The organism is Fluviicoccus keumensis (assembly GCF_004217445.1).
GTDB classification, from domain to species: domain Bacteria; phylum Pseudomonadota; class Gammaproteobacteria; order Pseudomonadales; family Moraxellaceae; genus Fluviicoccus; species Fluviicoccus keumensis.
Genome location: NZ_SHKX01000011.1, coordinates 575,854 through 597,483, shown reverse-complemented (window position 1 = coordinate 597,483; position 21,630 = coordinate 575,854). Strand labels below are relative to the sequence as shown.

22 protein-coding genes are annotated in these 21,630 nt (G+C 59.3%); 11 read left to right on the top strand and 11 right to left on the bottom strand.

The annotated features are described in order from the left end of the window. From EV700_RS08020 to EV700_RS08010, 3 genes are all read right to left on the bottom strand, one after another. The gene (locus EV700_RS08020) at positions 1-3,066 is read right to left on the bottom strand and encodes an efflux RND transporter permease subunit (RefSeq protein WP_130412519.1); all 3,066 of its coding nucleotides are present in this window, start codon (positions 3,064-3,066) and stop codon (positions 1-3) included. Position 3,067: 1 nt separating this feature from the next. Further along, complete coding sequence (locus tag EV700_RS08015) at positions 3,068-4,141, bottom strand: efflux RND transporter periplasmic adaptor subunit (RefSeq protein ID WP_130412517.1); 1,074 nt, start codon at positions 4,139-4,141, stop codon at positions 3,068-3,070. Positions 4,142-4,209: 68 nt separating this feature from the next. Further along, positions 4,210-4,653, bottom strand: a complete 444-nt coding sequence (locus tag EV700_RS08010) for a hypothetical protein (protein ID WP_130412515.1) — start codon at positions 4,651-4,653, stop codon at positions 4,210-4,212. A 241-nt stretch (positions 4,654-4,894) separates the two neighbouring features. Between EV700_RS08010 and dusA the strand changes: the two genes are divergently transcribed. Beyond that, positions 4,895-5,887: a tRNA dihydrouridine(20/20a) synthase DusA gene (dusA, locus tag EV700_RS08005; RefSeq protein WP_130412512.1), complete on the top strand. Its 993-nt coding sequence runs from the start codon at positions 4,895-4,897 to the stop codon at positions 5,885-5,887. Then, on the top strand, positions 5,884-6,831 hold the full coding sequence (gene tal, locus EV700_RS08000; protein ID WP_130412510.1) for a transaldolase: 948 nt from the start codon (positions 5,884-5,886) through the stop codon (positions 6,829-6,831). Before dusA ends, tal begins: the two co-directional genes overlap by 4 nt. A 57-nt stretch (positions 6,832-6,888) precedes the next feature. Here the strand turns inward: tal and EV700_RS07995 are convergent, their stop codons facing one another. From EV700_RS07995 to EV700_RS07965, 7 genes are all read right to left on the bottom strand, one after another. Then, on the bottom strand, positions 6,889-7,395 hold the full coding sequence (locus EV700_RS07995; protein WP_130412508.1) for an STAS domain-containing protein: 507 nt from the start codon (positions 7,393-7,395) through the stop codon (positions 6,889-6,891). A gap of 3 nt (positions 7,396-7,398) precedes the next feature. After that, the gene (locus EV700_RS07990; RefSeq protein WP_130412506.1) at positions 7,399-8,583 is read right to left on the bottom strand and encodes a SpoIIE family protein phosphatase; all 1,185 of its coding nucleotides are present in this window, start codon (positions 8,581-8,583) and stop codon (positions 7,399-7,401) included. A gap of 128 nt (positions 8,584-8,711) precedes the next feature. Continuing rightward, complete coding sequence (locus tag EV700_RS07985; protein WP_130412504.1) at positions 8,712-9,437, bottom strand: MlaA family lipoprotein; 726 nt, start codon at positions 9,435-9,437, stop codon at positions 8,712-8,714. Positions 9,438-9,550: 113 nt separating this feature from the next. Next, on the bottom strand, positions 9,551-10,282 hold the full coding sequence (locus tag EV700_RS07980; protein ID WP_165391381.1) for an HvfC family RiPP maturation protein: 732 nt from the start codon (positions 10,280-10,282) through the stop codon (positions 9,551-9,553). After that, on the bottom strand, positions 10,275-11,117 hold the full coding sequence (locus EV700_RS07975; protein ID WP_242610218.1) for an HvfB family MNIO-type RiPP peptide maturase: 843 nt from the start codon (positions 11,115-11,117) through the stop codon (positions 10,275-10,277). The genes EV700_RS07980 and EV700_RS07975 overlap by 8 nt, the downstream gene beginning before the upstream one ends. 10 nt (positions 11,118-11,127) lie before the next feature. Then, entirely contained in the window at positions 11,128-11,580 is a 453-nt protein-coding gene (locus EV700_RS17040; RefSeq protein ID WP_242610217.1) for an HvfA family oxazolone/thioamide-modified RiPP metallophore, read from the bottom strand. Between the two features lie 155 nt (positions 11,581-11,735). After that, positions 11,736-12,119: an SCP2 sterol-binding domain-containing protein gene (locus tag EV700_RS07965; RefSeq protein WP_130412498.1), complete on the bottom strand. Its 384-nt coding sequence runs from the start codon at positions 12,117-12,119 to the stop codon at positions 11,736-11,738. Positions 12,120-12,494: 375 nt separating this feature from the next. Here EV700_RS07965 and ccoN point away from each other — a divergent pair, with 375 nt between their 5' ends. The 9 genes from ccoN to EV700_RS07920 are packed head-to-tail and all read left to right on the top strand — an operon-like array spanning position 12,495 to position 21,121. Beyond that, on the top strand, positions 12,495-13,922 hold the full coding sequence (ccoN, locus tag EV700_RS07960) for a cytochrome-c oxidase, cbb3-type subunit I (RefSeq protein ID WP_130412496.1): 1,428 nt from the start codon (positions 12,495-12,497) through the stop codon (positions 13,920-13,922). A gap of 15 nt (positions 13,923-13,937) precedes the next feature. After that, positions 13,938-14,558, top strand: coding sequence for a cytochrome-c oxidase, cbb3-type subunit II (gene ccoO, locus EV700_RS07955; protein WP_130412494.1), 621 nt, complete (start codon positions 13,938-13,940; stop codon positions 14,556-14,558). Positions 14,559-14,562: 4 nt separating this feature from the next. Beyond that, positions 14,563-14,745 carry a cbb3-type cytochrome oxidase subunit 3 gene (locus tag EV700_RS07950; RefSeq protein WP_242610216.1) on the top strand — a complete coding sequence of 61 codons (183 nt, stop codon included), beginning with the start codon at positions 14,563-14,565 and terminating at the stop codon, positions 14,743-14,745. Further along, the gene (ccoP, locus tag EV700_RS07945) at positions 14,742-15,653 is read left to right on the top strand and encodes a cytochrome-c oxidase, cbb3-type subunit III (RefSeq protein WP_130412492.1); all 912 of its coding nucleotides are present in this window, start codon (positions 14,742-14,744) and stop codon (positions 15,651-15,653) included. Before EV700_RS07950 ends, ccoP begins: the two co-directional genes overlap by 4 nt. 25 nt (positions 15,654-15,678) lie before the next feature. Then, positions 15,679-17,145: a cytochrome c oxidase accessory protein CcoG gene (gene ccoG / locus EV700_RS07940; protein ID WP_341272938.1), complete on the top strand. Its 1,467-nt coding sequence runs from the start codon at positions 15,679-15,681 to the stop codon at positions 17,143-17,145. Between the two features lie 12 nt (positions 17,146-17,157). Then, a complete protein-coding gene (locus tag EV700_RS07935) occupies positions 17,158-17,667 on the top strand; it encodes a FixH family protein (RefSeq protein WP_130412488.1) in 510 nt (169 codons plus the stop codon). Between the two features lie 5 nt (positions 17,668-17,672). After that, on the top strand, positions 17,673-20,057 hold the full coding sequence (locus EV700_RS07930) for a heavy metal translocating P-type ATPase (RefSeq protein WP_130412486.1): 2,385 nt from the start codon (positions 17,673-17,675) through the stop codon (positions 20,055-20,057). Between the two features lie 7 nt (positions 20,058-20,064). After that, positions 20,065-20,244, top strand: a complete 180-nt coding sequence (gene ccoS / locus EV700_RS07925; RefSeq protein ID WP_130412484.1) for a cbb3-type cytochrome oxidase assembly protein CcoS — start codon at positions 20,065-20,067, stop codon at positions 20,242-20,244. Then, positions 20,237-21,121, top strand: coding sequence for a sulfite exporter TauE/SafE family protein (locus tag EV700_RS07920; protein WP_130412482.1), 885 nt, complete (start codon positions 20,237-20,239; stop codon positions 21,119-21,121). Before ccoS ends, EV700_RS07920 begins: the two co-directional genes overlap by 8 nt. Positions 21,122-21,124: 3 nt before the next feature. Here EV700_RS07920 and EV700_RS16840 read toward each other — a convergent pair whose 3' ends face one another. Then, the gene (locus tag EV700_RS16840) at positions 21,125-21,517 is read right to left on the bottom strand and encodes a tetratricopeptide repeat protein (RefSeq protein ID WP_165391380.1); all 393 of its coding nucleotides are present in this window, start codon (positions 21,515-21,517) and stop codon (positions 21,125-21,127) included. Between the last annotated feature and the right edge of the window lie 113 nt (positions 21,518-21,630).

Sequence of the window (21,630 nt, the reverse complement as noted above, 5' to 3'; positions counted from 1 at the left end):
TCAGGCCTCCTTCACGCCGCCAAAACGGCGATAGAGCAATGGCAACAAAATCAGGGTCAGAACCGTGGCGGAGACAAGCCCGCCAATCACCACGATGGCCAGCGGCTTCTGGATTTCCGAACCGGGACCATGGGCGAACAGCAACGGAATCAGACCGAAAGCCGTAATCGAGGCGGTCATCATTACCGGGCGCAGTCGACGCTGCGTACCCACGACGATGACCTCGTCAAGCGGCATGCCGTTCGTCACCAGTTGATTGAAGTAGCTCACCAGCATCACGCCATTCAGGACCGCAATGCCCAGCAGGGCGATAAAGCCCACGGATGCCGGAACTGACAGGTATTCGCCGGTGACCCACAGCGCCAGGATGCCGCCAACCAGCGCGAAGGGAATATTGCTCAGCACCAGCAAGGCCTGGCGCAGCGATCCGAAGGTGGAGAACAGCAGAATGCAAATCAAGCCCAACGCGACAGGCACCACCAGCGACAAGCGCTTGGCCGCCCGCTGCTGGTTTTCAAATTGACCGCCCCATTGCAGGCGATATCCTGCCGGTATTTTTACCTTGGCGGCAACTTGCTGTCTGGCCTCATCCACGAATCCAACCAGATCGCGGCCGCTGACATTCGCAATCACCACGCTGAACCGGCTGCCCATCTCACGATCCACCTTGACCGGCCCGGCCGAAGTTTGCAGCTTCGCCACCGCCGACAATGGATAGGACTGCCCGGACGGGGTGGTCAGGTAAATCCGCGAAAAGCCGGTTTCGGACAAGCGGGCGTCGGACTCGCCGCGAACCAGAATCGGCACCCGCTTGTTACCGTCGATCACCACTCCGGCCTTTTGCCCTTCCACCATCACCCGCAAGGCTGACTGGATATCACTGACATTGACGCCGAGACGCCCGGCAGCCATCCGGTCAATTTCCACTTGCAGGTATTGCACGCCGTCATTTTGCAGGGTGTAGACATCACTGGCGCCTTGCAGACCTTTCAGGACCGCTTCCGTTTCCCTGGCCAGACGGTTGAGCTCGTGCAGGTCGGGGCCGTAGACTTTCAGCGCCAGATCGCCGCGAACGCCGATGATCATCTCGGACACACGCATTTCGATCGGTTGCGTAAAGCTGTAGTCGATGCCGGGAAATTGCTCCATGACGCGTCGGATCTTGTCGAGCAACGCTTCCTTACCGGCCACCTGCCATTGCTCCTGCGGCTTCAGGCGCAGGAAGGTGTCGGTCTGGTTCAACCCCATCGGATCCAGCCCGATTTCATCGGAACCCACCCGGGCGACAATGCCCGCGATTTCCGGAACCTGCTTCAGCAAGGCCTGCTGGATGCGACTGTCCAGACGGGTGCTTTCATCCAGACTGATGGTCGGCGCCTTTTCCACCCCGATAATGACGTCGCCTTCATCCATCGTCGGCATGAACGCCTTACCGACCTGGGTATAGCCCGCCACAGCCACAAGCAGTAAAACGGCCGCCATGGCGAAAACCGTCTTCTGGCGGGCGATGGCGCGGTTCAGCAGCGGGGTATAGAACCGGAGCAACTGACGCGGAAGCCAGGGCTCTTCATGCCCATCCGCCTTGATCAGCCACGAGGACACCACGGGGATAACCGTCAGCGACAGTATCAGGGAGCCCGCCAGCGCAAAGACAATCGTCAGCGCCACCGGGGCGAACAGTTTGCCTTCCAGCCCTTCCAGCGTCAGCAACGGCAAAAAGACGGTAATGATGATCAGGATGCCTGATGTCACCGGCGCCGCCACTTCCTTCACCGCATGGTAGATCTGGGTCATTTTGGGGAGGCGGCGATGCTGATGGTGCGAAAGCTCGGCCACGATATTTTCAACCACTACCACGGCGGCATCGACCAGCATGCCGATGGCAATGGCCAGGCCGCCCAGACTCATCAGGTTGGCCGACATACCGAATCGGCGCATCAGGATAAACGTGATCAGGGCGGACATCGGCAGCACCAGGGCCACGGTCAGGGCCGCCCGGAGATTGCCCAGAAATAGACCCAGCAGCACCACCACCAGCACGGTTGCCTCAATCAACGCCTTGGCCACCGTTCCGACCGCCTTGTTCACCAGACCGGCGCGATCATAAAAAACATTGATCTTCACACCGGGCGGCAGTGAAGGCCCAACCTCCTTCAAACGCGCCCGGACACCATCCACCACCGAGCGCGCATTGGCTCCGGCCAATCCCAGCACCAGCCCTTCCACGGCCTCACCCCGCCCGTCCTTGGTGACCGCGCCGTAGCGTGTCAAGGCACCCAGACGCACATCGGCGATCTGGCCGACAGTGACTGGCACGCCGTCCTTGACCGTCACGACCATGCTTTTCAGATCATCGATGCCCTGAACAGCGCCGGCCTCTCGCACCAACAGGACATCTTCGCCATCCTGGATACGGCCTGCCCCGTCATTACGGTTATTTTCCAGAATCACCTGCCGCAACTGGCGCACGTCCACGCCCAGCGCCGCCATGGCCGCCGGATCCGGCGCCACTTCAAAGCTGCGGACTTCTCCTCCCAAGGCGTTCACGTCAGCCACGCCGGGCACGGTCCGCAACGCCGGACGAATCACCCAGTCCAGCAATTCACGGCGTTCGCGCAGGCTTTGCGGCCCATCAACCGTGAACATGAACATCTCGCCCAAGGGCGTGGTAATCGGCGCCAGACCGCCGGTGATACCTTCCGGCAGTTGGTCGGAAATGCCGCCAAGACGCTCGGCTACCTGCTGCCGGGCCCAATAGATATCGGTGCCTTCATCAAAGTTGATGGTGATGTCCACCAGGGCATACTTGCTGGTGGAACGAAGCATCTGCTGATGGGGAATCCCCAGCATCTCGACCTCGATCGGAACCGCAATACGGCTCTCGACTTCTTCCGGGGTCATGCCGGGAGCCTTCATGATGATTTTCACCTGGGTCGGCGAAACATCGGGGAAGGCGTCAATCGGCAGCGAGCGGAAAGCCAGCCATCCGCCCCCGGTCAGTACGGCCATCAACACAGCCATCAGCAACCGCTGGGCCAAGGAAAATCGTATCAGCCAATCGATCATGTCAGCGCTCCGCCTGCCAGGCGTTTCTCAGGGCCGTAACGCCACTGACCGCAATCAGCTCTCCACCTTTGAACGCCCCGCTCACCCGAACCGTGCGCCCGTCGCCGATCGCCTGAACTTCCACCGGCGCAAAGCCCGTGGCGGCTTTCAGAAAAACCACGGTCTTTCCATCCAGCCGCGTCACGGCGGTTTGCGGCAACTGCCAGCTGGCCGATTGGGCCGATGCTTCACCCAGCGTGGTCGTCATTCCCGGCAAGGCTCCCGGCAGCGATGACTTCAGCCGCGCCCTGACCTTCACGGACTGGGCATTACCGGACTGAGCCGCCACGCTTACCACCACAGCCTCCGCTGCACCGTTCCCGACCGGCACCGATTGTCCGCTCCGGAAAATCCCTGCCGCCGCTGCGGGGACATCAGCCTCCACCCATAACGACGATGCCGAAATCAAGCGCAGCAACTCCTCGGCCGCTTGTACCCGCTGGCCCGGCGTTACCTTCAGACCGGCCACCTGTCCGGATTGCGTGGCCTGAATGACCAATCCGGAATCCACCTGCTGACGGGACAACAGCCGCTGCTGCTGGGCGGCGCTCAGTCCCGACAAACGCAGGGCGGTCGATGCCGCCCGCTCCTCGGCTTCCGCGGTGGCCGCCTCGGCCTCGGCCTCGATCACCTTCTTCCCGGCAATCAAACCTTCCGCCAACAACTGCCGATAGCGCAGCAAGGCGGCTTTGGCCAATTGCGCGCGACTGTTCGCCTTCAGCAAGGCCAATTGCTGATCCAGCAGGGCAGGAACCTGAAGCTCCAGCAATCCCTGACCGGCTTTGACGGACTGCCCTTCCACCACCAATACCCGGCTGACCAGTCCCTCCTGCATCGTACTGATGACCCGTTCCTGCCCGGGAGCAGGCATGAAACGGGCAGGATAGGCGGACTGCAGCGTGGAGGAAGCCGCTTGCAGGGGCTCCAGACGTACGCCCAGCGCCTGCATCTGGGCCGGGGTCAGATTGAGATCGGCGGCAAAAGCCATGGACAGCCAGCATGGGCTGACCAAGGCCAGTTTCAATAATAAATTCATGATGTTGTTCCTGAAACCTGAAGTCGGAAATTAGGTCGGCTTAAGGCGGCCCGATTCGGGCGGAGGGGTCAAACCAGCAGCTTGAGGGTAGAAATCTGGTAACTGGCGTAATGGCGCAGGGGTGCGTGGGGGTTGATACGATTACAACGATTGAGCAGCGATGACGAAAGCTGGCGTGGATATGGCAGCTGCGTCAGGACCATGGCGGCCGCCAGCAGAACCAGATAGAGGGCGCTGCCAGCCGTATCCAGCTTCAGCGAAACTTCGGCATGGTGGTGTTCACCGCCGCAAGCCACGGAGGCGCTGTCCGAACTTTGGCAACCGGCATCCTTGGCATGATGATGCGTCAGGATCACCAACTCTTGCGCGGTCATCGTCACATGCTGCCGGTCATTGGAACCCAGCAGGCTGACCGCGACGGTGAGGAGTATCCAGCCCATATACACCAACACCATGATCCGGGCGAGCCGGGTCAGGGAAACAGGTTGGCGGCAAAGGACGGAAGACAGCACAGGGTTATCCGGGACATTAGTGGTGCGCGTATTCTAACGCCGCACAGTATCCGGAGTCTTAAGAACGGCTTAAGAAATTGATTTTCATCAATATTAACCATAGAAGACGTATGTTAATCGTTCCGGATGAAAGCCGGCACAGTCGCGTGCCGTCGGCAACGCAGCTTGATGACTGGTGTACAATACCACCCCCAAGCCCTTGCGCCTGAATCCGGGCGGCTGCTTCGAGGTATGCCTCTTGATGGATCCGCTGAACCCCCCGAAAGTCTTGTCCGTGGCCCCGATGATGGACTGGACCGACCACCACTGTCGCGTGTTCCTGCGCCTTTTCAACCCGCATGTACGCCTTTATACCGAGATGGTCACCACCGGTGCACTGCTGCACGGCGATACTGCACGCTTCCTGCGTTATGCCCCGCAGGAGCATCCGATTGCGCTGCAGCTGGGCGGTTCGGATATTCAGGAACTGGCGCGCTGCACCGCTCTCGCCGCCGATTACGGTTACGACGAGGTCAACCTTAATGTCGGTTGTCCTTCCGACCGCGTACAGAACAATCGTATCGGAGCCTGTCTGATGGCCGAACCGCAGCACGTCGCCGACTGCTTCGCCGCCATGCAGGCGGCAAGCCGGGTGCCGGTCACCATCAAGCACCGCATCGGCATCGATGACCTCGACAGTTACGAGCACCTGCACCATTTCGTCAGCACGATCGCCGCCGCCGGTTGCCGCGAGTTTATCGTCCATGCCCGCATCGCCATCCTGAAGGGTTTGTCCCCCAAGGAAAATCGCGAGATTCCTCCGTTGCGCTACCCGGAAGTCTATCGTCTGAAACAGGATTTTCCTCACCTCACCATTCACATCAATGGCGGCATCAAGACCGTCGGGGAAATTGCGGAGCACTGGCGGCATGCGGACGGCGTCATGATCGGGCGCGAGGCTTACCATAATCCCTGGATTCTGGCCGAAGCCATGACGCTGTGGGGCCAGACGCCGCCGGACCGCATGGATATCCTCCAGTCCTACCTGCCGTTTATGGCGCAGGAACTTGCAAATGGTGTACCCTTGAATCAAATGACCCGACACATTCTCGGCCTGTTTCAGGGGCTGCCCGGCGCGCGGCGCTGGCGTCAGCACCTCAGCACCCACGCCCATCTCAAGCATCGCGGCCTCGATCTGGTGCAAGAAGCAGCCGGATTCATTCTCGACAAGAACCGCCAGGAAGCCACGGCATGAACCAGTTGGAACAACTGCAGCAATTCAGCACCATCGTTGCCGACACCGGCGACATCGCCAGTATCCGCCGCCTCAAGCCGGTTGACGCCACAACCAACCCCTCCCTGATTCTCAAGGCGGCGTCCCAGCCGGAATATGAGCACATTATCCGCCAAGGCCTGGACAGCGCCCGCCGCCAGCCTGATGCTCGCAGTCGCTTGCAAGCCGCCATCGAAAGCATTGCCGTCGGCTTCGGAGTTGAAATCCTGCAAAGCATTCCCGGCGTCGTTTCGACCGAAGTCGATGCCCGCGCCTCTTTCGATTTGCGCGCCACGGTTGAACAGGCCCGTCGCGTCATCCGCCGTTATGAACAGGCCGGTATTGACCGCGACCGCGTGCTGGTCAAGATTGCCAGTACGTGGGAGGGTATTCAGGCGGCGCGACTGCTGGAGCAGGAAGGCATCCATTGCAACCTGACCCTGCTGTTCAGCTTCGCCCAGGCGCAAGCCTGCGCGGAAGCTGGTGTAACGCTGATTTCTCCGTTTGTCGGTCGCATTCTGGACTGGTATAAGAAAAGCACCGGCCAAGACTATACCGCCCAGCAAGACCCCGGCGTGCAATCCGTCAAGCGCATCTATGACTATTACAAAGCCTGCGACTACCGCACCGTGGTGATGGCCGCCAGTTTCCGCAATACCGGTGAAATCGTGGCGCTGGCGGGTTGCGACAAGCTGACCATCAGCCCCGCCCTGCTGGATGCGCTGGCGGAAAACCACGCCCATCTGGATCGGGCCCTGAGCCCGGCGGCCGGAAAGCTGGAGGCCCGCCAAACGGAACTGACCGAAGCCGGATTCCGCTGGGCCATGAATGAAGACGCCATGGCGACGGAGAAACTGGCGGAAGGAATACGGTTGTTCTCAGCCGACTTGCGGACGCTGGAAACCCGGATTGAAGGGATGTTTTGAGGAGGACGATCAGGGTTCCCGTGCTTGCGGGAGCCCTGTTTGAAATGCTGCTAGGGGTCAGTGCCCCGACTCTCCTTGCGCCTGCTGCTCCATTTCGAGGATATCCACCAGATTCTTGAAGGTTTCCTGATTCTTTTCGCTGAGCCCCATCAACACGCGGTGTGCTGAAATCACCTTGGACATCATTTCCTGCTCGGAGGGCTCCACTTCCGGCAGTTCGCTCAGGCCAATCTCGTCACAACAACCGTCCAGAATCAGGAACACCTGATCAAACCCCATGCTTTCCAGCACGCGGCTGATATCCGGATTGGACGACAGGATGATCGGCTTGCGGCCATTGTGCAGTTGCAGGAAAACCGCCGTCTTCGCAATCAGGCCCAATGCGGTGCTGTCCACATACTCGGTCTGGGTCAAGTCGATCAGGATGCCGGTGATGCCGGGGTCGAGAAAGGATTTTTCAAGAAAGTTGTCGAGCGTGGCGCACATGGGGGCGCGAATCTCGCCGGTAAACTTGAGAACATACGTTCCACCATGCGAGGCATAGAGGATATGACCGGTGGGCATGTATCAGGCTCGCTTGATAACCAGCAGGGCTACATCATCCGGCAAGGCGGCGTCCTTGCTGAGTTGGAGGGCGCTGACCAGGTCATCCACACTGTTTACATGCATGGCTATCTCTTGTAACTGTTTTTCTTTTTCACTGGCGGAACCCTTTGGCAACACATCCAGCACCCCGTCCGAGGCGGCCATCAGCGTGAAACGCTCACCCAGCGAAACAACGTGTTCTTCGTAATTGACTTCTTTGAAGAGGCCCAGAGGCAACCCTTTACCTGCCAATGATAGCACGTCTCCGTCATTAATCAGTAAAGGCGGCGGATAATGCGCAGCGACGCTGTAGGTCAGCCGGTTGTTCACAAGGTCGACCACGCCGCAAAACATGGCCAGATGCTTGCCCATGTGCATGGCGTTCAATTCGGCGTTAATGTCCGCCAGCACCCGCGAGGGTGACACATAATTGACCTGGGTCTTCTTCTCGTAATGACGCTGCAGACGGTTGGTGACCGCTTTCAGAAATACGGTCACAAAGGCGCTGGCGGCGCCGTGACCGGAAACGTCCGCCAGATAGAAGCCGAGCTTGTTTTCACCGACCTTGAAATATTCGACGAAATCGCCGGACAGATACAACGACGGGAAAATGCGGTGGGTGACGACACAGTCCATGATTTCGAACGGACTGGGGGGCAGCAGGCGGAACTGCACGCGGCGACCGGCCTCCTGATCTTCCTGCAGAAGCTCCAGGCTGCGTTCCAGCTCGGTGTTGGCGGCCTCCAGCTGTTGCCGGTACTGACGGTTCTGACGCAGCAGCAGACTGCGCTCCAGCGCTTTTTGCACGCGCAGCCCCAATACCTCGGGATTCAGATGCTGGGGAAAAAGATGATCCACTGCCCCGTTTTGCAAGGCGCCGATCGCGTTGTTGATGTCATCGCCGCTGCAAACGGTAATGACCGGCGTGTCGGGAGCCTCTTCGGCCAAGGTCTTCAGAAAGGTGGAGTTCTGGGCTTTCAGACTGAGGTAATCGGCGATGACGACATCATGATTCCCCGCGCGGAAACATTCCAGACCGACACTGAGGACATCACAGGCATCAACGGTATGACCCTGCCCCGACAGTTGTGTTACCAGCCAATGGCGCATGGCGGTTTCTTGTTCGATGACAAGAATGTAGCCGTGTTCTTGGTCTGGTTTGGGCATTGTGAGGGTCAATTACAGAATATACCTGCGGACAATAGTCAAAGGCCGGGCAACATGCAAGCCGTTCCGAACACCCTGAAACAAAGAAGGAGGCCGACGGGACGGCCTCCGTTCAGGGGGTGTCCGCGTTATTCCTCGGGAACATCGTCAAGGAAATCATCCTTGACCTTGCCGTCATGTACCAGAAAATCACGACGCTGCAGATAAAGGTCTCGCATCAACAGATATTCGTCGCCTTCAATGATTTTTTCGAACGGAATGAGATCGGCCCGAAAGTCCACCTTGTCCAGCACGAACAGCCCGGCGTTGGCGCTGTTGGATTCGACCAGATTGCGCGGATTCACCACCGCGTCCAGCGGCAGCGAAGCGCCGTCGCGAATATCGCTGGGGCCCAGGAAAGGCAGCACGACATACGGGCCGGGCTTGACGCCCCAATAGCCCAGGGTCTGTCCAAAGTCCTCATCATGACGGGGCAGCCCCATGCGTGACGCCAGATCGGCAAAGCCCAGCGAAGTCGCGGTATTGACCACCAACCTTCCCAGGTCCTGCACGGACGCCTTGGCCTTCCCCTGCAAGCCGTTATTGACCATATGCAAGGGTTCTTCCAGATTCAGGAAAAAACGCGTGATGGAGTCGTCCACCAGTTGCGGCGTGACCGCACGATAGCCCTTGGCCACAGGTTTGAAGAACCAGGTATCCACGCTTTTATTAAAGGCGTATACCTTGCGGTTCATGCCCTGCCAGGGATCCGGATTGGCGGGTGCGGGTGCAGGCGCGGCATCCGCGAATGCCGCCACCGGTACGCTGGCGGCCAGCAGCAGCGCCGCCAGGATTCTTTTTGGTTGTTGTTTCATGCCCGTCTCGGTACTGGTACGTGCGGGCATTCTAAGCATGGCCGACTCGATTGTGAAACAGACATTCGCTGACGCTTACAGTTTTGCGGCAAAAGGTCGCGGGTGGAACGGCATCATGCCGGTCTGACACCCAGAATAATCCCGTTCGCCAACCACTCCGCCGCCCACGACTTGGCATGTTGCCTCAGAATGGCGACGTCGATACCGTGTGCGGAGGCAAGCCGCCGTACGGCATCGGGAAGCGGTTCGGGATTGTGTTGAAGGCTTTCCAGTAACGCCGCCGCCGGCAGCGGAATTTCGCGGCAATACACCCGATGCTCGCGGCTACGGTGCAACAGCAACGCCGTTGGCGTCACTGGCTTATGATCGGGCATATCCTCGACAAACCGGTGTACCGGCCATGCGTAGAGCAAAGGCCAGACAAAGGGTGACAGCACAGGTGTACCTTGGTCTACATCCCCCGTAGCGAATGCGGGCCAGTCTTCCTCCGCGACCTCGGCGGCGATTTCCGCCCATTCGAAGTGCGCCAGCTCCAGCATCCACGGATATTCCTGCCGCTCACGCGCTTGCAGATAGTTCAGGAACTCACGGGAAATATCACGGAAATAAGGGCTGCGACAGTTATGCCGGCTGAAGAAGTCTTCAACGAGCTGATTCCATAACGCGGCGGGCAACTTCGACCGCAACACGGGAAAAGCGCTTTCGACAAAGCCGGCAATGTTATTGAACAACAATTCGCGATAAATCCGCATCCGTTGCAACGTCACGCCTTCCGGAAGAGCGGCATGCCCCGGGTGGCGGATCCAATCGGTGAATCCGGCCTGGATGTCACGGAAATCAGCCATGAACCGGACTCGCAACCGCATCCGCTTGCAATTTCCGGATGATACCGACTTCCGCCAGCAGCCCGGATAGCGGGGGAATATTGAAATCCCGTTCCAGCAATGTCGGCAGTACACCAAACCGGCGATAGGTCTGCGCCAGCAATTGCCAGACATCCTCAATCACGGCGTCACCGTGCGTATCAATCCGCAAGTCCTCCGCTTCCACAAGATGGCCGGCTACATGCAGACAGGTTATGCGTTCCGGCGGAAGCGCCATGATAAAGGCAGCCGGATCATAGCCGTGGTTCACGGCATTGACGAAGACATTGTTAACGTCCAGCAACAGCTCGCAATCCGCCAGTTCCAGCACCCGCAGCAGGAAATCCAGCTCGGTCATTTCTGCCCCGGGTGCGGCGTAATAGGAAACATTTTCCAGCGCCATGTTCCGACCGAGAGCATCCTGAACCTGGCGGACCCGTTCGGCGACATAGCGGGCCGCCGCCTCGGTAAACGGCAGCGGCAGCAAATCATAAAGATGGCCTTGATCGCCGGAATAGCTCAAGTGTTCGGAATAGGCGCGGATACCGTATTGATCAAGGAAGCCGCGCAACCGGCGCAGGAATTCCCGGTCCAGCGGCTGCGGACCTCCAATGGATAAGGACAGACCATGGCAAACCAGCGGAAAGCGCTCACTCACTGCCTGCAGCTTTTCCGCATACGCGCCCCCCATTCCCATCCAGTTTTCAGGTGCAATTTCCAGAAAATCGGGCAATGGCCGAAAATCCGTTTGCAGCAACTCATCCAGAAAGGTGCGACGCAGGCCAAGCCCGGCGCCGCCAATGGGGGGAACATGCACGGAACGGTCCTTATTTGGCCTTGGGAGCCTTGGCGGCTTCGGCATCCTTCATCATTTCTTTCTTGCGCTTCGCCCCGCACTTGCCTTCACCGCACTTACCCTCCTTGCCGCCCTTGGCGGATGGGGCGCCGGCATCAGCCTTGGCATCAGCGGGCTTGCCGCCCGGATCCATCATGGTTTTCATCTTGTCGCCGCCGCACTTGCCTTCCTTGACACCTGACTTCATCTTGTCAGCGCCGCACTTACCTTCGTGCCTTTCTTCCTTTTTAGCCCCGCATTTGCCTTCATGTTCGCCTTTTTCGGGCTTGTTCATCCCGCCCATCATGCCGCCGCACTTGCCTTCCGACATCATGGGCTCACCGGCCGGTTTGGCTGGCGGTTGGGGCAGCGTCTCCGCCAAGGCGATTGTGGACACGGACATGGCCAGCGCAGCGGCGATCGGCGTCATTGAGGACAGTTTCATTTTCATTCTCCGGTTGGAATAGAAGCGATACACCATGTTGCACGGATCACTGAGGGATGAAATACCGGTTTTGTTACCGGGCGGCGCCGGTTTACGTCAAAATGAAAAAGGGCGCACCATGTGCGCCCTTGGGTTCAGCCGCACCGGAATCCGGTTTAGCTGATCGCCAGGACCTGCTGGAACAGGGCCTTCTGTTCGGCGCTGGGACGTGCAGTCTGCAGGGCCATCAGCTTGGTCATGTCGCCGGCAGCCTTGATCTGGCCGCTCATGAAGGCCTGCATGGCGGCATTCATGTCGAACTCCAGGAAGACCTTGCGCAGCACATCGCCCGGCATGGTCAAGGTGGTGGAAGCGCCTGCGTTGTGGCCCTTCTCCAGCTTGCCGCCATTAATGGCCAGGTCAACATTGCCTTGTGCGGTGCCGGTCACAGTGATATTAAGGACGATGTTCGCCAGCGTGGCGGGCGTGTTCAGGTCACCGGCGGCGGCGGTCAGCTCGGCAACTTTGTCGAACCAGGCGTCGGACAGGAATGCAGTCATTTGTAGCTCCTACGGTAGCTGTTGATATGGGCGCCAGGGACGCCTTGGAGGTGGTCGTCAGGACCCCCGTAACCTAACCTATTGGACGCTCGTTTGGCAACTTGTGCCGCGCAAACAAACTTCCCACCTTGCCCGACATCAATTCACCTGGGGAAAATTCAACCTTTTTTCCGTCGTTTTACACAAAAAGCTACACGACAGATGCAGAGATACATAATTTCCAATAAAATGTGGAAGACCGGGGAGTGTGTCTGTCTGCCGCTACCGGGTACCCATCCGATGTCCTCGCTGGAAGCCTCTTTTTTCGGGTGTGGACCTGATGGCGACAGGCAGACGTATTCCCTTATTAACCTTGTGGTTTAAGGAGCTAAATGCATGAGTCACAACCACACTAACGTCGCTCAGCCGGTGACGTATGAGTTAGGGGTAATCCGGCTATTCACCCTGATGACGGTTGTCTGGGGAATTGTCGGCATGGCAGTCGGGGTGTTCATCGCAGCCCAGCTGGTATGGCCCGCCCTCAACTTCGACATCCCCTGGCTTACCTTCAGTCATCTGCGTCCGCTTCACACCAATGCCGTGATTTTTGCGTTCGGCGGGTGTGCTCTCTTCGCCACTTCCTACTATGTTGTCCAGAGAACCTGCCAAACCTCGCTGTTCATGCCCGGTCTGGCCAAGTTCACCTTCTGGGGCTGGCAACTGGTGATCCTGCTCGCCGCCATCACCTTGCCGCTGGGTTATACCTCGGCCAAGGAATACGCCGAGCTGGAGTGGCCCATTGACCTGTTGATCACCGTGGTTTGGGTAGCTTACGCGCTCGTGTTCTTCGGAACGATCGCCAAGCGCCAGACTTCCCACATCTATGTGGCCAACTGGTTCTTCGGCGCGTTCATCATCACGGTCGCCCTGCTGCACATCATCAACAGCATGGAAGTCCCGCTGACGCTGACCAAGTCGTACTCCATGTACGGCGGCGTGCAGGACGCGATGATCCAGTGGTGGTACGGCCACAACGCCGTGGGTTTCTTCCTGACCGCCGCCTTCCTGGGCATGATGTACTACTTCATCCCCATCCAGGTTGGTCGTCCGGTGTACTCCTACCGCCTGTCGATCGTGCACTTCTGGGCGCTGATCTCGGTCTACATGTGGGCCGGCGGCCACCACCTGCACTACTCCGCCCTGCCTGACTGGACCCAGTCCCTGGCCATGATCTTCTCGCTGATCCTGTTCGCACCCAGCTGGGGCGGCATGATCAACGGCATCATGACCCTGTCCGGCAGCTGGGACAAGCTGCGCACCGACCCGATCATCCGCTTCATGATCGTCGCACTGTCGTTCTATGGCATGTCGACCTTCGAAGGCCCGATGATGTCGATCAAGACGGTGAACGCACTGTCCCACGATACCGACTGGACGATTGGTCACGTGCATTCCGGCGCGTTGGGTTGGGTTGCCATGATCTCCATCGCTTCGATCTACGTGCTCATTCCGCGGGTCTTCGACCGCCAGCGCATGTACAGCATCAGCCTGATCAACCTGCACTTCTGGCTGGCCACGATCGGCACGGTGTTCTACATCGCCTCCATGTGGGTTTCCGGCATTACGCAGGGCCTGATGTGGCGTGCGGTCAACGATGACGGCTCCCTGACCTACAGCTTCATCGAAGCCGTGTCCGCCTCCTACCCGTACTGGGCAGGTCGTGTTCTGGGTGGCGCGCTGTACCTCACCGGCATGCTGGTGATGGCCTACAACGTCGTCATGACCGTTTCGAACAAGAAACCTGTCGGTTCTGACACCCTGTAAGCGGAGGAGATTCTTATGGCTGGTAAATCCCATGAGTTAGTCGAGAAGAACCTCGGCCTCTTGATCGTGCTGATCTGTGTCTCGATCAGCTTTGCAACACTGGTGGAAATCGTGCCGCTGTTCTTCCAGAAGGAACTGCGCGAGCCTCTGCCGAACATGAAGCCCTGGACTGCCCTGCAGTTCGAAGGCCGGGACATCTACATCCGTGAAGGCTGCCACGTCTGCCACACCCAGATGATCCGTCCGCTGCGCGCCGAAACCGAACGCTATGGTCACTACTCCATGGCCCAGGAATCGGTTTGGGATCACCCGTTCCTGTGGGGTTCCAAGCGTACCGGTCCCGATCTGGCCCGTGTCGGCGCGAAGTATTCGGATGAATGGCACCGCGTTCACCTGATGAACCCGCGCGATGTCGTGCCCGAGTCCAACATGCCCGGCTTCCCGTGGCTGGCCACCAACAAGCTGGATGGTGAGCTGACCGGCAAGAAGCTGGCGCTGTTCCGGGATCACTTCGGCGTGCCGTATACCGATGCCGATATCCAGGGCGCCAAGGCGGCCGTTCAGGGCAAGACCGAACTGGAAGCCCTGATCGCCTACCTGCAGCAACTGGGCCTGGCTGTCAAAGAACGGAGATAAGACGATGAACGGTACCGTCCTGCTGTACATGTTTGGGCTGTTTTCCGCCATGTTCGCGTTTGGCCTGATTTGCTGGTGGGCTTACACCCCCGTCAATAAGGAACGTTTCGAGCAGGACGCGAACCTGGTTCTGGACACAGACCCCGTCTATCAAAACCGACACCAATCGGGAGATAAAACAGAATGAGCGCATTCTGGAGTTTGTACATTATCGTGCTTTCCATGGCCGTCGTTGTCGGCTGCGCATGGTTGGTTACCTGGACCCGCAAGATCGAGTTGCACCACAAGGAAGAAGACGGCACCACGGGTCACGAATACGATGGCATCAAGGAATACGACAACCCCCTGCCCCGCTGGTGGTTGATGACTTTCTGGCTGACCATCTTCTTCGCCCTGTTCTATCTGGCCGCCTATCCGGGTCTGGGTTCCTACAAGGGCTTCCTGAACTGGACCTCGCACGGCGAACACGACAAGGACAAGGCGGCTTATGACGCCAAGTACATGCCGAAGTTCCAGGCGTACGCCAAGGTCGAGATTCCGGAACTGGCCAAGGATGCCGCCGCCATGAAGATCGGCGGTCGTATCTTCGCTGACAACTGCGCTGCCTGTCATGGTGCGGATGCCCACGGTTCCCGCGGCTTCCCCAACCTGACGGACAATGACTGGCTGTACGGCGGCGAGCCTGCCCAGATCGTTGAAACCATCACCAACGGACGTCTGTCCGTGCAGGGCGGCACCAAGATGCCGGCCTGGGGTGAAGTGCTCGGCGCTCAGGGTGTCCAGGAAGTGGCCAACTACGTGCTGACCCTGTCCGGCCGCAAGCTGTCCGATGCCGACCAGAAGCTGGCTGACGCCGGCGCTGGCAAGTTCGTTCAGTGCGCCGCCTGTCACGGTCCGGAAGGTCGCGGCAACATCGCTGTCGGCGCGCCGAACCTGACTGATACGGTCTGGCTGTATGGCGGTAACAAGGAAGCGATTGTTGAGACCATTACCCATGGTCGCAATGGTCACATGCCTGCCTGGAAGGACACGCTGGGTGAAGAAAAGATTCACCTGGTGGCTGCTTACGTATACTCGCTGTCGCTAGGAAAGTAAGTCGTTCTCTGGTCTGTCCGCAGGTATGTTATACTGCGGACAGTACCCCCACCCGTATACGAGGTTCACCCTCATGAGTCAGAAAATACCCACGCAAGACCGCTCGCCAGATCCTGTCAAAGTAAATCCCACCGAAGAATTCGAACTCTACGCCAAACGAAAAAAAATCCACCCCCGCACCATCAAGGGGATATTCCAAAGTATTCGCAACGTCACTATGGCTGGCATGTTGCTGGCCTATTTCGCCCTGCCCTGGGTGATGTGGAAGGGCCATCAGGCTCTGCTGTTCGACCTGCCCCACCGTCAGTTCAACATTTTCGGTTTCTCCTTCGCGCCCCAGGACTTCTTCTTCCTGTCCTGGATGCTGATCATGGGCGCCTTCGGCCTGTTCGTAGTGACGGTTTTCGCAGGCCGCGTCTTTTGCGGTTACGTCTGCCCGCAAACAACCTGGACGCGGGTGTTCATGTGGATCGAGAAGATTACGGAAGGCGAGCGCAACGCCCGGATCAAGCTGGACAAGGCCGATCTGTCGGCCGGCAAGATCGGCCGTCGTCTGGCCAAGCATACCCTGTGGATGCTGGTCGCCTTCGCCACCGGCTTCTCCTTTGTCGGCTACTTTACGCCAATCCGTGATCTGGCCTGGGACTTCACCAATGGCAGCCTGGATGTCTGGGGCTACTTCTTTATCGGCTTGTTCACCGTTTTCACCTACATGAATGCCGGCTGGCTGCGGGAACAGGTCTGTTTCTACATGTGCCCCTACGGCCGCTTCCAGAGCGTGATGTTCGACAAGGACACCCTGATCATTTCCTATGATCACGAACGCGGTGAGCCGCGCGGTGCCCTGAAACAATCCACAGCTGAAAATCCGCTGGGCGACTGCGTGGATTGCAGCCTGTGTGTTCAGGTCTGCCCCACCGGCATCGACATTCGCGACGGTCTGCAGTTCCAGTGCATCCAGTGCGCCGCTTGCGTGGACGCCTGTGATTCCGTCATGGACAAGCTCAACAAGCCGCGCGGCCTGGTGCGCTATACCACCGAACACATTCTGGAAGAACACAAACCGTACCACTGGATGCGGCCGCGCCTGATAGGCTATACCACCGTTTTCCTGGCCGTCTTCGTGCTGTTCGTCTATGCCCTGGCGACCCGCGTGCCGTTGACAGTTGAAGCCCTGCGCGACCGCAGTTCGATGTATCGGGAAAGCAGCGAAGGCCTGATCGAGAACGCATATACGCTGCGCATCCTGAACAAAGCGCAAGTTCCCTATACTTATCAGGTATCCGTGGAAAGTAATGACGACATCAAGCTGCTGCCGGTTCCGGGTGTCGTGGTCAAACCTGGTGAAGTGGTCAGTGTTCCGGTCACCTTGCAGGCCAACCCGGCTGAATTGCACAAGAGCAAGTATGAGGTCGAGTTCAAGGTGGAAGCCGTGAATGCTTCGGACATCAGCAAGGAAACCAAGACTGTTTTCCTGGCGCCCCACAGCTAAGAGAGAAGCAACATGACCGTTGAACCCCAAAAGAAGGCAAACATCTGGTACACCAACCCCTGGGTGTGGCTGATCATCTTTATTCCGGTGTTCACGGTCGGACTCAGCTTCTCGATGCTGTATGTAGCCGTGCAGAACAAGGACAGCGAAGTCAAGGATGACTGGTACAGCCAGAAAAAGGCCATCCGCCAGGACTTCTCCCGGGACAACCTGGCGACCGCCCTGGCGATTTCAACCGAGATCACAGTGACAGGCAAATCGCTCCGGGTGCAACTGCGCTCGCCCGGCCCCCTGCCGCCTGCCGCAACGCCTGAGAAACTGCAACTGGTGCTTTCACATCCAACCGATATCAAGAAGGATCTGAAGGCCGAACTGGTGCGTCAGGGTGAAGTGTACGTAGGCAACCTTCCCGCCATTCCTGTCGGACGCTACTATATCGAGATCGGCTGCAAGGACTGGCGCTTGAAGGATGTGGTTGCACTCCCGACCGACACCCTGACGATTTCCGCCAAGAGTCCCTGATACGCATGCCAGTGACCTGTTATCACTGCGGTGAACCGCTTCCCGCCCGTCCGTTGCAGGTGACCATTCTGGGCGAGGCGCGCCCCATGTGCTGCGTCGGCTGCCAAGCGGTTGCATCCGCCATCGTCGATTCGGGTCTGGAAAACTATTATCTGGAGCGGACGGAGATCAGTCCGACCGCTCCCCTTCCCGACAAGCTGGAGCGGTTGGCGGGTTACGATCATCCGGAAACGCAGGCCCAGTTCGTCCATCGTGAAGATGATCTGGCTTGCGCCGAGCTGACGGTGGAAGGACTTAGCTGCGCCGCCTGCGCCTGGCTGATCGAACGCCGTCTGCAGCAGGAACCGGCGGTCAGGCAAGCCTCGGTGAACCTCAGCAACCATCGCCTGCGTGTGCTCTGGGATGACGTCCGCACCCCGCTCAGCACGCTGTTGGCTGACCTGGACCGCCTCGGTTATCGCGCCCGCCCCTTCCGCCAGGATACTCATGCCGGACAATTGCGGCGAGAGTCACGCCTGATGCTGAAACAGCTGGGCGTTGCCGCGCTGGGCTCCATGCAGGTCATGATGTATGCCGGAAGCCTTTATCTGGGCATTGAGGAAGCGGATTTCCGCGACTTCTTCCGCTGGACCTGCCTGGTCGTAACCATTCCCGTTTTTTTCTATTCAGGCTATCCCTTCTATCGGTCCGCGTGGATTTCATTGCGCAACCGCAGCCTGAACATGGACGTACCGGTTTCGATCGCCCTGATCAGCACCTTCCTGATCAGCGTTTACGCCACCATCACTTCAACCGGCGACATCTACTTCGACTCGGTCAGCATGTTCATTTTCTTGCTGCTGACCGGAAGATTCCTGGAAACACGGGCGCGGCAACAGGCCGGTGAGACCGCCAATGACCTGAGTCCGGTCATGCCGGAACTGGCGCACCTGCAGCTTCCCGGCGGCAGCGAAGATGTTCCGGTTACACAACTACAGCCAGGCGATCGAGTCATGATTCGCCCGGGCGAAAGCATCCCCTGCGACGGCCGGGTCATTGAAGGCCAGAGTCAGGTGTCCGAGGCCTTGTTGACCGGCGAACCCTTGCCCATCGACAAAGCTCCCGGCGACACGCTGTCCGGCGGCAGTCAGAACCATGACGGCCCGCTGCTGGTCGAGGTCTTGCGCCCCAGTTCGGGCAGCACGTTGGCCACCCTGAATCACCTGATCAATCGTGCCTTGTCGGAAAAACCGGTGTTGGCCCAGAAAGCGGATCGTATCGCCCGCTGGTTCTCCGGGCTGGTACTGGTGCTCGCGGCAGGCGTTTATCTGGGCTGGCATTTTATTGATCCCCACCGGGCCCTGTGGGCCACCTTGGCGGTTCTGGTGGCCACCTGTCCGTGCGCCTTATCGCTGGCTACCCCGGTCGCCCTCACGCTGAGCACCCATCGCCTGGCCCGGGCGGGATTCCTGATTACCCGCGGACATGTTTTCGAGACCCTGTCGGCGGCCACGCATGTGGTATTTGACAAGACCGGCACCCTGACCGAGGGTAAGCTGACCTTGGTCGAAACCGTGATACTGCAATCCGGTCAGGACCCTGCAACGGTGATTCGTATTGCCGCAGCACTGGAGTCCGGTTCGGAACACCCGGTTGCCGTCGCCTTCCGCCAGATGGTCGCGGGCGACTTGCCGGAGGCCGCCGATCGCCGTAATCATCCCGGACAAGGGTTGTCCGCGCTGATTGACGGACAACAATGGCGAATCGGCCACGCCCGCTTTGCACTCCTGTCTCCGGAAACCGATCCGATTCCTGAAGGCCGTTTGCGCATCTGGCTGACATGCAACCAGGCGCCGGTCGCGCGCTTTGACTTTGAGGACCGGGTCAGACCGGAAGCCAGGGCACTGATCGCCGCCCTGCGCGCCCGTGGAGTCATAACCATGCTGCTGTCCGGAGATCACTCCGGACTGCCCGCAAGCCTGGGCCAAGCCTTGGGAATTGACATCATCCACGGCGGGCTCAGTCCGGAAGACAAGATCCGTGAAGTGGAAACCATTCAGGCCAAGGGCGGCATTGTCGTCATGGTCGGCGACGGCATCAATGATGCGCCGGTGCTGGGCAAGGCGCACATTTCCATCGCCATGGGCTCGGGAGCCGACCTCGCCCAGTTGCACTCCGATGTGGTGCTGCTGGGCGATCGTATCGGTTCGCTGGACAGCGCTTTCCGGCTGGCGCAGCAGACCCGTCGCATCATCCGCCAGAATCTGTACTGGGCGCTGGTCTATAATCTGGCTATTGTCCCTCCGGCCGCCATGGGCTACATCTCGCCCTTGCTGGCCACCATCGGCATGTCGGCCAGCTCGCTGCTGGTCGTGCTGAATGCCCTGAGAATCAAGCGTTACGCTTTGTGAGGTTATCGTGGAAGTCGTCTACCTGCTGATTCCGCTCAGCGTCATGTTCCTCGCCGGCGCAATATGGGCCCTGACCTGGGCCGTCAAAACCAATCAGTTCGACGATCTGGTCGGCCCGGCGCACCGCATCATCATTGATGACAACGAAGCCCGCCGGGAACAAAAGGAACGACTGAAGGATGAATGATCTGCTCCTGCTGGCGACGGCGCTGGCGGCCGGTTTTTTCGGCTCTCCGCATTGCTTGGGCATGTGTGGCGGTATCGTCAGCGCCTTGGGCTTCGCCCTGCAGTCACAAACTCCGGGTCGGCGTTTGCTGCTGCAGTCGCTTTATCATCTGGGAAGACTGCTTTCTTACAGCCTGCTGGGTGTGCTGGTGGGCCTGTTGGGCAAGGGAATACTGGCCCCGCTGGTCAATTCGCGCTGGCCCTACGTGCTGACCGCCGCCATGATGATCCTGTTTGGCCTTTACCTGACGGGCTGGTGGCGCGGACTGGACCGCCTGGAAGCCGCCGGTGCGCGCTTATGGCAGGCTATGGCTCCGTTGCGCAAGCGCTTCATCCCGATCAACACCATGCCACGCGCCCTGGCCGCCGGAATGCTCTGGGGATTTCTGCCTTGCGGGCTGGTTTACAGCGCGTTGGCCCTGGCCATGACCAGCGCCAACGCGCTGACCGCCGGCGCCGCCATGCTGGCATTCGGCCTGGGCACGCTGCCAATGATGCTGATGACCGGAAGCGCTGCCGCCGAACTCAAGAACAAGCTGCAGCAGCAAGGATGGCGCACGGCGAATGGACTGCTGGTCGTGGCATTTGGTCTGTGGACATTGTTGCAGGCGCTGACACACAACGCTGGCGGACATCATCACCACGAAATATCCGCGACCGCGCCGGCCACTGCCGCCAAACCTTCACCCGCAGAGCCGAATGGCGCCGCACCCGCTTCTGCCGCCGGGACTGAAACCATGCCCGCCGGACATCAGCATCAGCCAGACATGGACATGCATTCAATGGACGGGATGGAGGGAATGGAAGGCATGGACCACAGCCAGCATCAAATGCCTTGAAAGTCAGCTACGATCGCCGATGGCTTCCAGTTGATCTGCCCGCTGGCGAGCCTGCTGGGCGGCATCGGCCTTGCCCTGCTTTTCGGCCGCCAAGCTGATCAGACGCCATAAAGCCGCCTGTTGCGCTCCCGAACGTGAAAAGCCCAGCCCCTTGCGCGCCAGCTGCTCCGCTTCAACCGCCCGCCCCTGCCGCAACCGGGTTTCCGCCAGCTTGAGATACACCGACGCCGACTGTGGCGCGAGACGCTGGGCCCGCTCAAGGCTGGTCACGGCCTCTTCAAGAGCGCCTTGCTGCAAATGTGCATCGGCGGCAACCAACAAGCCTTGCACGGCGGGTACGTCACGTCCGTCCGCCAACCTGTGAGCCGATGTTCCGGTCGGTGCGGGCTGTTTCATGATCATCGGAGATGACGGAACAGCCGGCTGGGTCGGCATCTGACTGACATTGGGCGTCGATGTCGGCGGAAGAACGGTTGCTGATGCGGAAGTCGATGGCAACGGGCGGATGA